This is a genomic window from Acinetobacter sp. RIT698, from assembly GCF_009668065.1.
In the GTDB taxonomy this organism is placed as follows: Bacteria; Pseudomonadota; Gammaproteobacteria; order Pseudomonadales; family Moraxellaceae; genus Acinetobacter; species Acinetobacter guillouiae.
On sequence record NZ_WJYH01000004.1, the window covers coordinates 90,084 to 102,913 of the forward strand.

Genomic DNA, 12,830 nt, shown 5'->3' on the forward strand with positions numbered 1-12,830 from the left:
CTTCTCATGTGATGGATTGTTAGATGGGATATTGTATCTGTAAAAAATTAAGACCAAATGCAGTCGGTTTGTGTTATTTATTGGGGATAAAAAAATAATAGGAAATCAATCGTGCTTAGACTATATCGTAAGCCAAATAAGGGGTTAATAGGAGTAGATATTAGTTCTACTACTGTAAAGATTTTAGAGCTCTCTGTTAAGAACGGTCGTTACTGGGTTGAAAGTTATGGATTAAGTCCACTGCTTGATGGGAGTGTTGTTGAAAAAAACATTCTTAATCCTGAAGCAGTTGCTGATGCGTTGGAAAGGGCTGTCAATATTGGCAATCCTCAATCGCAAAATGTTGCGGTTGCTGTACCTACATCTATGGTGATTCACAAAATCATCGAAATGGATGCCGATATGTCGGATGAGGAAAGAGAAGTTCAGATTCGAATGGATGCTGAACAATATATCCCTTTCCCGCTGGATGAAGTCAGTTTAGATTTTGAAGTGTTAAAAGATAAGCTAGCAAATCCAAATCGAGTCAATGTGTTACTTGTTGCAACACGTGCAGAGAATATTGATTCTCGTGTTGAAGTTTTAGAAATCGCAGGCTTATCACCTAAAATTGCAGATGTAGAAAGTTATGCAATTGAGCGTGCTTTTGATGTCTTTTCCGATACCTTACCAATCGGTGTAAATCTTGTGGGTATCTTGGATATCGGCCATACCATGACCACCTTGTCTGTGATGCAAAATGGCAAGATCATTTATACCCGAGAGCAAGTTTTTGGTGGCAAGCAGCTGACTCAAGATGTACAGAACCGCTATGGCTTGTCTTATGATGAAGCTGGTCGGGCCAAAAAAGATCGGACTTTACCTGACGATTTTGAAACAGAAGTCTTAATGCCGTTTTTAGAAGCAGTGGTACAACAAGCTGCTCGTTCATTACAGTTTTTCTTTTCATCTTCTCAGTTTAACGAGATCGACCATATTTTATTGGCGGGTGGTAATGCCAATATTCCTGGGTTGGCAAAATTATTACAACAAAAACTCGGTTATCGGGTCACGATTGCAAACCCTTTCTTGCAGATGGGGTTTTCACCACAAATTGACTTAAAAAAAATAGAAAATGATGCACCTTCTTTAATGGTTGCGTGTGGTTTGGCTTTGAGGAGTTTTGATTAATGGCAAAGATTAACTTACTCCCTTGGCGTGATGAGCTAAGAGAACAGAAGAAGAAGCAATTTGTTGCAATATGTGTTGGGGTTGCACTGATTGGCTTAGTTACAGTGTTATTGGCGTGGTTCTATTTTGATCATAAGTTAGAAGATCAGGAGCAAGCCAATCAATTGGTGACCAGTACCAATCAAAATTTAGATACGCAATTAAAAACTTTAGATGGTTTACAAGAACGTCGTAATGCCATTATTGAACGGATGAAACTGATTCAAGGCTTACAAGGTCAACGTCCTGTGATTGTTCGCCTCGTTGATGAATTGGTTCGGATTGTCCCTGCACAAATGTACATCACAAAATTTAGTCGTGTGGGCGATAAATTTACCATTGAGGGGAAAGCTGAAAGTCCAAACACAGTTGCTGAATTGTTGCGTGGATTAGAAGCTTCTGAATGGTATCGAAATGCGTTTATGAATTCATTCTTAGCCGCAGATGAAAATAAAAATAAAGAACAGACTTCGGTGATTCCTCGTGTGGAAGAATCATATGGAAGTTTTGTTGTGACTGTAGATATCGGTGAAATAGCAGCGACTGCAGATGGGGATACAACTAAAGCTGAACAAGTTCCAGCTGCTGGGGGTGCAAAATGAGTCGTGAAGATTTTGAGCAATTAGAATCATCTGTAAATGATGCTCCAAAAAAGAACAAGATGACCGTTGAGAAGTTTTTTCAACAGTTTAATACCTTGGATATGAATAACTATGGCAGTTGGCCTCTATCCGTTAAAGTAACTTGTTGGGTATTCTTGTTTTTTTTGGTGTGTGCAATTGGCTATTTTTTAGCAATTAGACCTAAATTAGATGCAATTGATCAAGCGCGTACAGTTGAACAAAACTTATTAAATGAATTTAAAGAAAAGGATTCTAAATTAAGAAACTTGCAGCAATATCAAGCGCAATTGCAACAAATGGAAGCAAATTTTAATCAGCAATTAGAACAGCTTCCTAAAGAAACTGAAATTCCGAGTCTGGTTGAAGACATTAACGTGACAGGAGTAAGTTCTGGTTTGAAATTTAAGAATATCAAATTAGAACCAGAAGTGAAGCAGGAGTTCTTTATTGAGCAGCCAATTTCGATTGATGCAACAGGGGATTATCATTCATTCGGCAGTTTTGCAAGTAGTCTGGCGGCGTTACCACGTATTGTCACTTTGCATGATTTCACAATTACAGGAACACCTAGCCAAGATAAAAAATCTGATGTGCCAGTGATTGACTATACAATTAAAGCAAAAACCTATCGCTATATCGGTGCTGATGAGCAGAAGATAAATAAATCTGTCAATACTGCTGCGCAGACAACGACACCTCAGCAAGGAGGGACGCCACAATGAAACAGCTCAGTAAAATAGTTTGTGGAATCTCATTTGCGATGCTGTTGGTGGGGTGCGATTCTAGAATTGATGCCGTTAATCAAGAAATGGCAAATATTAGAAATCAGCAACCATTGCCGATTGAACCTGCGCCAGTATTTAATCCAGTGCCAAGTTTTAATTATTCTGCTCAACAGTTACGCAGCCCATTTTTGCCAAACTCATTAGCAAATGAATTGAAAATCATGTCAGGCAAGCGCGTCTACCCGAATTTTTCAAGACAGCCACAGCCGCTTGAAAGCTATCCTTTGGAGTCATTAACACTGAAAGGAAGTATGAAAGGGGCCGTTGGTCAGACCGTGGGTTTGATCAAAACACCAGATGGTGAGATTGAGCGGGTACAACTTGGCAATTACATGGGCATGAATCAGGGGCGAATTATTGAAATTACGCCGACCCGTATTGATTTATTGGAAATTGTTCCAGATGGTCGAGACGGTTATATAGAAAGACCACGGAGTCTAGTTCTAATCGGTCCAATAGATTAAAACGGAATAAAGGAATAAAAATGAAAAAGAGTTTGAAAAATATCTTTAACGGGGATGGTAAGTTTATGAATAGTCAACTTCGTCAATTTACTATGGCGGCAGTGTCAATTGCGATTATGCAGGTTGCAGCAGCACAAACAACCATGACCAATATTGTACCGATGAAAATACCGGGGCAAGGTACAGAAATTCGGGTGATGTTTAATGGCTTACCGCCACAGCCTCAAGCCTATCAATTGGATAATCCATCTCGACTGATTTTGGATTTTGATCAGGCGAAGCAAACGATCAATCAGCCGTCTATTGCTGTGGCAAGTGAAGAAGCGTCGACGGTGGATATTGCGGCCGATGATCAACGTTCACGCTTAACGGTAAATTTAAAAAATAGTGGTTCTTTTACAACACGTGTTGAAGGGAATACCTTTATTTTAAAGATTAACAATGCCAATCAAGCTGCTGCTTTACCGACTTATGCCTCATCTGCATCTACGCTGAATAAACAAAATCAAGGCATCGCAGATATCGGTTTTCAGCGTGGCAATGCGGGTGAGGGCCAGGTTATTGTAAATCTGTCTGGTGCAAATACACCTGTGGATGTGCAACAACAGGGCAGTAAAGTTGTTATTCGAACCTTAGGGAATAAAATTCCAGCACATTTAATTCGTCGATTAAATGTCAATGATTTTGCGACCCCAGTTTCTTCTGTGGATGCTTATAATGATGGTTCCAATGGTGTAATCACCATTCAATCTTCGGGTAGCTATGAATATATGGCTTTCCAAGCGGAAAATAAATTAACCGTGAGTTTAAAGCGTCCTGTAGAAAATAAAGTAAATCGTCCCAATGTGAGTCAATCTTATACTGGTAAGAAAATCTCGCTTGATTTTCAAGATATTGAAGTACGCCGTGTGCTACAGCTACTTGCTGATTTTACCAGTATTAATATGGTGGCTGCGGATTCGGTTCAAGGTAATATTACTTTACGTTTAAAAGATGTACCTTGGGATCAGGCCTTAGATATTATTTTAAAAACCAAAAATTTAGATAAGCGCCGTAATGGTAGTGTGATTTGGATTGCGCCTGTCACCGAGCTGATTAAAGCAGAAGAAGATGAAGCCAAAGCGATTGCACAAAGTGTAAAATTAGCACCGATTCAAACTGAATATATTCAACTTAATTATGCAAAAGTTGCAGAAGTTCTTAAACTGTTACAGGACTCTAGAAACCCTAAAGGTGCGCAGGCGAATAATACCAATAATACAGATTCTTTAGCTTTAGAAAGTCTACTGAGCTTAAGAGGAAGTGCGGTTGCAGATACACGAACAAATACATTAATTATTAATGATACTGCAAATAATATTGATAAAATCCGTAAAATGATTGATCTATTGGATATTTCGGTAAAACAAGTCATGGTTGAAGCACGTATTGTTCGTGCTACGACAGATTTTACCAAAGAAATGGGGGTAAAGTGGGGCATTTTATCTCAAGGGATTACCAAGAATAATGATTTGCTGGTTGGTGGAAGTGATCAAACACTTTGGGATTTAAAAACCCCAGATAGTAATGGTAAATATACCATTACTCGCCCTGATAATTTAAATGTAGATCTTGGTGTCACCACTGCGGGTGCAAGTAAGATTGCATTTGGTTTAATTAGTATGTCTGATTTTATGTTAGACCTAGAATTATCGGCTTTACAAGCTGATGGTTATGGGGAAGTGATTTCAACACCAAAAGTGATGACTGCAGATAAACAAAAAGCCAAAGTTGCTTCGGGTCAACAAATTCCATATCAGTCAACGCAAACGGCAGGAGGCAGTGCCGTTGCAACAACTGAATTTAAAGATGCTTTGCTTAGTTTGGATGTTACACCAAGTATTACTCCAGAAGGGAAAGTGCAAATGCAGCTAAATGTCACAAGTGACTCAGCTGGCCAAATAGTGAATGGAAATGTGGCGATTAACAAGAATGAAATCAATACCAATGTCTTAGTCGATGATGGAGAAACCGTGGTATTAGGTGGGATTTTTGAACAAGAAACTAAAAACAGTCAGACTAAAGTTCCATTTTTAGGCGATATTCCTTATCTAGGGCGATTGTTTAGAAAGGATGTAAAGTCTGATAATAAACGAGAGTTATTAATCTTTGTGACACCAAGAATTGTTAATGACAGTCGTACCAGAAATCATTAATATACTTTCAATGAAAGCAATTCGATAGGTGACTCCTTGCCAAGCAAAGAGTTGGAAACCCTACCAAATATTTATTTGGTAGGGCCCATGGGAGCAGGAAAAACAACAGTTGGTCGGCATCTAGCGGAACTGTTAAGTCGTGAGTTTTTAGACAGCGATCATGAAATAGAAAGAAAAACTGGGGCATCTATTCCTTGGATTTTTGAAAAAGAAGGCGAGCAAGGTTTCCGTACAAGAGAAACAATCGTGATTGATGAGCTCACATCAAAAAAAAATTTAGTGGTTGCAACAGGTGGTGGTGCTGTTACTCAAGCCATGAATCGAGAATATCTCAAGCATAGAGGTATTGTGATTTATTTATATACCCCTGTAGAAATCCAATTATTACGTACACATCGAGATAAAAATCGTCCTTTATTGCAAGTCGAGAATCCTGAGCAAAAGTTAAAGGATCTACTTAAAGCACGAGATCCACTGTATAGAGATGTTGCACATTATATTATTGAAACCAATCAGGGTGCTGCGCGAGATTTAGCGCTGAGAATATTGCAACTGATCGTTTCAAAAGAAATTATTTAGTCAGTAAATTATCATTCATTGTTATTTGGCAGAATCATGCAAACTTTACATGTTGAACTGGGTGAACGTCGTTATCCAATCTTTATTGGTAGTCATTTGAATCCTCAAGAATTGCTTGAACCTTATATTCAGGGACATCAAGTGATGATTGTTACAAATACCACAGTTCAGCCTTTGTATTTGTCGCACTATGTTGAAGCAATTCAACAATTGGGGAAGCAGGTTACAACATGTGTTTTGCCTGATGGTGAGAAATATAAAGATATCCAGCACCTCAATTTGATTTTTGATGCTTTGCTTCAAGCTGGCTTTAATCGTGATTGTACGGTTTTGGCTTTAGGTGGTGGGGTGATTGGTGATATGGCAGGTTTTGCCTCCGCCTGTTTCCAGCGAGGCGTATATTTTATCCAAGTTCCGACCACATTATTATCTCAAGTAGATTCGAGTGTTGGTGGGAAAACCGGAATTAATCACCCTTTAGGCAAGAATATGATTGGTGCATTTCAGCAACCTCAAGTGGTTTTGGCTGATATGGCACAACTTAAAACCTTGCCTGAACGTGAGCTTTCAGCAGGTTTGGCTGAGGTGATTAAATATGCGTTACTGGGTGATTTAGACTTTTTAGCATGGTTAGAAGAGCATATGGATGGGCTGATTGCCCAAAATCCAGAATTATTGGCTGAAGCTGTTTATCGTTCTTGTGCGCATAAAGCAAGAATTGTGGCCAATGATGAGAAAGAGCAAGGTGAACGTGCTTTATTGAATTTAGGTCATACTTTTGGTCATGCCATTGAATCGTATCTCGGTTATGGGGTTTGGTTGCATGGAGAAGCAATTGCAACGGGTATGGTGATGGCTGCTGATTTGTCTCAGCGTATGGGATGGATTTCATCCGATGATCTGGAACGTACAAAAAAAATCATACAACGTGCCCAATTACCTGTAGCATGTCCTAAAATTCCGCTCGATGAATTTTTGGCATATATGTCACATGATAAAAAAGTATTAAATGGTCAACTTCGTTTAATATTGATAAAACAACTCGGCCAAGCCATCATCACTAAAGATTTTGATGTTGAGTTGATGAAACAAGCGATTCTCGCGAATCAGATATAGAAAAGGTTAGTTCCAAATGGCAGCAATTCGTACAAATTGGCAAAATATTCGACAATATATTTGGTTGGTTGGTGGATTAATCTGTCTTTTGGTGGCACTGGTTTTTTGGGCAGTGACCGACACCAAAGATCTGGTCACTGTGGTCAATCCGATTGAAGAGTCCCAAGTTCAAATTCAACCTGAAAAAGTTGCTGCGACATCGCATTTAGGTGCTTTGATGGATGAAGTACGTCCACTTGAAATGACCACACGTATTGTGACTGCGGGCAGCCATGATGCAGAATTTCGTGGTACAAAGTTTTTTCAAGAAAATAAGAAAGCTTGGTCGATAGAGTTATTTAAGACCTCGGATGAAGATGTCATCCTGGGATTTTTACAGAAACAAGCGGATCGTAAAAATTTTATTTATTTCCGTTTAAGCGGTGAAGATCAAGCAGAGCAATATGTTTTAGCCTATGGTCTATTTAAAAGTGATGATCAGGCCAAGAGCCAGTTACAACAATTAAATTTAAAACTGCCAGCATCTATCCATCCACAAGCGATCCAATTTGAAAAATATAGTGCTTTAGTTAATGATCTGGGCTCAGATGAAATGGCAAGTGCAAATAAACTCTATCAAGTGAAATTAAAATCTGCACCTTTACCTGTAGTTGATGAAACGCTATTGGCTCAAGCAAAATCAGCATTGTCATCTTTAACGGGTTCAACTCCTGCAAATCAGACCACCAAAACTACAATTACCCGTCGTGATGCATCTGGCAATGTGGTAGATGTACAAAAGTCGCAATCTCGTGCACAGCCTTCAGGTAACAGCAAAGAGCCAACAGGCGCTACTGCTGATAAAAAACCAGCTGAACATGAAGTCAGTGATCCATTTAATTAAAATTAGCTCTAAAATGAAGCAGAATTAATTATTTAATTTTATATTTGCACAAAAATGGTGCTATAAATGCCTTTATAAGACGCTTAGAATTTTAAAGAATATCTTTATTTCACTATCTTTTAGTGATTTGGTGAACAAAAATAAAATTTGGCATATTTTTTGCTTTATTGTTGCGCTAATTGAGTTGATTGTCCCTGTTTTGGAGCGAAATGATTCAGTTGGTGTGCGATTTAAGTCTGATTGAGTGCTTTATTTCAGTGCGGAAGTTGTAAAACAATCTTGCAATTAAAGTAAAAACAGACTGGTATTCGATTCTGACTAAGTGGTTTACTTGGGCTAAGAAAATACTTAAAAATCGTAATTGAGTGTTCGAATGTTTTTCGCCCTTTCATGGGCCTATGTAGAAAGAAGGGTACGCTATGCACATGCCATCGCCTAACACTGTAGCTCCCGCTCAAGGTTTATACCAACCGGATGAGTTTAAAGATAACTGTGGTTTCGGCTTGATTGCCCATATGCAGGGTGATGCGAGTCATGATTTAGTCAAGACCGCGATTCATAGTCTAAGCTGTATGACGCACCGTGGTGGTATTGCCGCAGATGGTAAGACCGGTGATGGTTGTGGCTTGCTCTTGGCTATGCCTAAAGCATTCTTCCGTGAAGAAGCAAAAAAGATCAGTGACATTACACTGAGTGAAATTTTTGCGGTCGGGACGATATTTTTAAATTTAGATCCAGCACTTGCGGCCCATGCAAAGCAAATTCTAACCCATGAAATTGAAGAAGAAGGTTGCCGAGTCATTGGTTGGCGTATCGTTCCAACCAATAATGATGCCTTGGGTTCAATCGCAATGCAGTCTTTACCTGCATTTGAACAAATTTTTGTCAATTGCCCAATGGGTGTGACTGAGGTTGAATTTAACCGTAAGTTACTTATGGCACGTCGTCGTGCAGAACAACAATTAACAGCTGATCCCTATTTTTATGTGACCACACTGTGTTCTACAGTGATCACCTATAAAGGCTTAATGATGCCTGCATATATTGCAGAATTCTATACAGACCTTGCTGATGAACGTTTGGACTCACACATTGTTGTATTCCATCAACGTTTCTCAACCAATACTTTACCCCGTTGGCCATTGGCACAGCCGTTCCGTTATTTGGCACATAATGGTGAAATCAACACCATTACTGCTAACCGTAACTGGGCAGTGGCACGTACACCAAAGTTTGAAAACCCATTATTGCCAGGCATTACTGAGCTGAATCCAATTGTAAACCGTACAGGCTCAGACTCATCAAGTATGGACAATATGCTTGAGCTGCTTGTGGGTGGCGGGATGGATTTATTCCGTGCATTACGTATGCTTGTTCCACCAGCGTGGCAAAACGTTGAAACATTAGATGCAGATTTACGTGCATTTTATGAATTCAACTCTAAGCATATGGAAGCTTGGGATGGCCCAGCGGGTCTAGTGATCCAAGATGGTCGTCATGCAATTTGTATGTTAGACCGTAATGGCTTACGCCCTGCACGTTGGGTAATCACTAAAAATGGTTATATCACTTTAGCATCAGAAATTGGTGTGTGGGGTTATGAACCTGAAGATGTGATCTCTAAAGGTCGTGTAGGTCCTGGTCAAATTCTGGTGATTGATACATTGACTGGAAAATTGCTCGATACTAAAGATGTGAGCAATCATCTGAAAAAAATGCGTCCTTACCGTGAATGGTTACGTGAAAACTCAGTTCGCTTACAAGGTAGTCCAGAGCTTGAAGAGTATTTATGTGATCAAGGCTTAAAAGGTGATGACCTTAAAGCGGCTCAAAAAATGTTTATGGTGACATTTGAAGAGCGTGATCAACTGCTTCGTCCAATCGCTGAAAGTGGACAGGAAGCTGTCGGTTCAATGGGTGATGATACACCAATGGCGGTATTGTCTCGCCAAGTGCGTCATGTGACGGATTATTTCCGTCAGCAATTTGCGCAAGTGACCAATCCACCGATTGACCCATTACGTGAATCCATTGTCATGTCATTGGAAACCTGTTTTGGCCGTGAGCAAAATGTATTTGAACAAGGTCCAGAGCATGCAGATCGTTTAATTGTATCGAGCCCAGTCCTTTCAAATTCTAAAATGCATCAGATTCGTACCCTTGGTCGTAAAGGTTACGAAATTGCAGATATCGATTTGAATTATCCTGTAGCTGAAGGTCTTGAAGCCGCGATTTCACGTATTTGTGAAGAAGCTGCACAAGCGATTCGTGATGGTAAAACCTTATTGGTCATTTCAGATCGTAAAATCCGTGAAGGCTTTTTACCGGTAAATGCTGCAATGGTGACGGGTGCAATTCATCACTTCTTGATTAATGCTGGTTTACGTACCGATGCAAACATCATTGTTGAAACTGCACTTGCACGTGATGCACATCAGTTTGCCGTGATCTTAGGTTTTGGTGCAACTGCGATTTACCCATATTTGGCATATGATGTGATCAACGATTTGATTGCAAAAGGTGAATTATTGGGTGATCCAATTCATGCACAAGCGAATTTCCGTAAAGGTATTGATAAAGGGTTGCTTAAAGTCCTTTCAAAAATGGGGATTTCAACAGTCGCATCTTATCGTGGTGGACAGTTATTTGAAGCAGTCGGTTTATCTGAAGAAGTTGTTAGTAAGTGCTTCACAGGTGTGCCAAGTCGTATTAAAGGTGCAACATTTATTGACCTTGAAAATGACTTGAAAAAACTAGCAGACATTGCTTGGAAAGCACGTAAGCCAATTGAACAAGGTGGTTTGCTCAAGTTTGTCTTTGATAAGGAATACCACGCATTTAATCCTGATGTGATCAATGCGTTGCATAAATCGGTGCGTTCAGGCAATTATGCTGACTTTAAAGAATACGCAGAGTTGGTGAACACGCGTCCAATTGCGACAATTCGTGACTTATTAAAACTCAAAACTGATCATTCTATACCATTAGAAGCTGTTGAATCAGTTGAAGAAATTCTGCCACGTTTTGACTCTGCTGGCATGTCTTTAGGTGCATTGTCACCGGAGGCACATGAAGCCATTGCGATCGCAATGAATACAATCGGTGGTCGTTCGAACTCGGGTGAGGGCGGTGAAGATCCTGCACGTTATGGCACTATTCGTAACTCTAAAATTAAGCAAATTGCTTCAGGTCGTTTTGGTGTAACACCTGCATATTTAACATCTGCTGAAGTGTTACAGATCAAAGTAGCGCAAGGTGCAAAACCAGGTGAAGGCGGTCAGTTACCGGGCGGTAAAGTGAATGGCTTAATTGCGCGTTTACGTTACTCGGTTCCAGGTGTGACTTTGATTTCACCACCACCACACCATGATATTTATTCTATTGAAGATTTATCACAGCTAATCTTTGACTTGAAGCAAGTCAATCCACAAGCCATGGTGTCTGTGAAGTTAGTATCAGAGCCAGGGGTGGGAACAATTGCAGCAGGTGTTGCAAAAGCCTATGCAGATTTCATTACCATTTCTGGATATGACGGTGGTACAGCGGCTTCACCTTTATCCTCTATTCATCATGCGGGTTCACCATGGGAATTGGGTCTTTCAGAAGCGCATCAAGCACTTCGTGTCAATGACCTGCGTGGTAAAGTACGTGTACAAACTGATGGTGGTTTGAAAACAGGTTTAGATGTGGTTAAAGCTGCGATTTTAGGTGCGGAGAGCTTTGGTTTTGGTTCTACCCCAATGATCGCGCTTGGATGTAAATACCTGCGTATTTGTCACTTAAATAACTGTGCAACAGGTGTGGCAACTCAGCAAGATCATTTACGTCAAGAGCATTATATTGGCGAGCCAGAAATGCTGATTAATTTCTTCCACTTTATTGCGGAAGAAACACGTGAATGGTTGGCTGCTTTAGGTGTTGCATCATTGAAAGATTTGATCGGTCGTACTGATCTACTTGAGATGTTGCCAGGTGAAACGGATAAACATGCGCATTTAGATTTAAGTGCATTGTTAGAATCACACCCATCTGCGGAAGGTAAAGCGCAATATTGCCAAGTACAAGGCAATGAACCTTTTGATAAAGGTATTCTTGCTGAGAAAATGGTGGCAGAAATGCTACCTGCGATTGAAGCAAGTACCGGTGGTGAGTTCCATTTTACTGTGGGTAACTGTGACCGTTCAATTGGTGCGCGTCTTTCAGGTGAAATTGCCAAACGTTATGGCAACCTCAGTATGGAAGCACATCCTGTTAAAGTGAATTTAAAAGGAACTGCGGGTCAGTCATTGGGTGTTTGGAATGCGGGTGGTTTGCATATCAGCCTTGAAGGTGATGCAAACGACTATGTGGGCAAAGGTATGGCAGGTGGTCGAGTATCGATCTTCCCACCAAAAGGTTCACCATTCCAAACTCAAGAAACGGCAATTATCGGCAATACCTGTTTGTACGGTGCGACAGGCGGTAAATTATTTGCTGCGGGTACAGCGGGCGAGCGTTTTGCTGTACGTAACTCTGGCGCGTTTGCGGTCATTGAAGGTGCAGGCGACCATTGCTGTGAATATATGACAGGCGGTATCGTGACTGTACTGGGTAAAGTTGGACACAACTTTGGTGCAGGTATGACTGGTGGTTTTGCTTATGTACTTGACTTAGATAACGACTTTGTTGATTACTACAACCACGAATTGATTGAATTAAACCGTATTTCTACAGAAGCGATGGAAGAACATCAAGAATTCTTACTTCGTATCTTAGATGAACACATTGCTGAAACAGGTAGTGCTTGGGCGTACAAGATTCGCAACGAGTTTGATTTCTATAGCCGTAAATTCTGGCTGGTGAAACCAAAAGCGGCTAATTTACAAACGCTTTTGAAAACAACTCAAGCAGATCCACAATAATTCCACTACTCAAATTTTAGGTAGGTGTGGATAACTTCGCAGATATACACAAGCGAATGAGGTTATCCACGCTCA

General features: G+C 40.2%; 9 protein-coding genes. All 9 read left to right on the top strand.

Annotation, left to right across the window (positions count from 1 at the left end):
• Positions 1–111 precede the first annotated feature (111 nt).
• The 9 genes from GJV03_RS03020 (at position 112) to gltB (ending at position 12,755) form a co-directional block, all read left to right on the top strand.
• Entirely contained in the window at positions 112–1,170 is a 1,059-nt protein-coding gene (locus GJV03_RS03020) for a pilus assembly protein PilM (protein ID WP_004816660.1), read from the top strand.
• A complete protein-coding gene (locus tag GJV03_RS03025; protein ID WP_004725427.1) occupies positions 1,170–1,811 on the top strand; it encodes a PilN domain-containing protein in 642 nt (213 codons plus the stop codon). The genes GJV03_RS03020 and GJV03_RS03025 overlap by 1 nt, the downstream gene beginning before the upstream one ends.
• Positions 1,808–2,554, top strand: coding sequence for a type 4a pilus biogenesis protein PilO (pilO, locus tag GJV03_RS03030; RefSeq protein ID WP_004725428.1), 747 nt, complete (start codon positions 1,808–1,810; stop codon positions 2,552–2,554). Before GJV03_RS03025 ends, pilO begins: the two co-directional genes overlap by 4 nt.
• Entirely contained in the window at positions 2,551–3,081 is a 531-nt protein-coding gene (locus tag GJV03_RS03035) for a pilus assembly protein PilP (protein WP_056517482.1), read from the top strand. Before pilO ends, GJV03_RS03035 begins: the two co-directional genes overlap by 4 nt.
• A 20-nt stretch (positions 3,082–3,101) precedes the next feature.
• A complete protein-coding gene (locus GJV03_RS03040; protein ID WP_154129433.1) occupies positions 3,102–5,276 on the top strand; it encodes a type IV pilus secretin PilQ family protein in 2,175 nt (724 codons plus the stop codon).
• 36 nt (positions 5,277–5,312) lie between these two features.
• Entirely contained in the window at positions 5,313–5,855 is a 543-nt protein-coding gene (aroK, locus tag GJV03_RS03045) for a shikimate kinase AroK (RefSeq protein ID WP_004725433.1), read from the top strand.
• 36 nt (positions 5,856–5,891) lie between these two features.
• On the top strand, positions 5,892–6,971 hold the full coding sequence (gene aroB / locus GJV03_RS03050) for a 3-dehydroquinate synthase (protein ID WP_154129434.1): 1,080 nt from the start codon (positions 5,892–5,894) through the stop codon (positions 6,969–6,971).
• Between the two features lie 16 nt (positions 6,972–6,987).
• A complete protein-coding gene (locus GJV03_RS03055) occupies positions 6,988–7,854 on the top strand; it encodes a hypothetical protein (protein WP_154129435.1) in 867 nt (288 codons plus the stop codon).
• 425 nt (positions 7,855–8,279) lie between these two features.
• Entirely contained in the window at positions 8,280–12,755 is a 4,476-nt protein-coding gene (gene gltB / locus GJV03_RS03060) for a glutamate synthase large subunit (RefSeq protein WP_171501830.1), read from the top strand.
• Positions 12,756–12,830 lie beyond the last annotated feature (75 nt).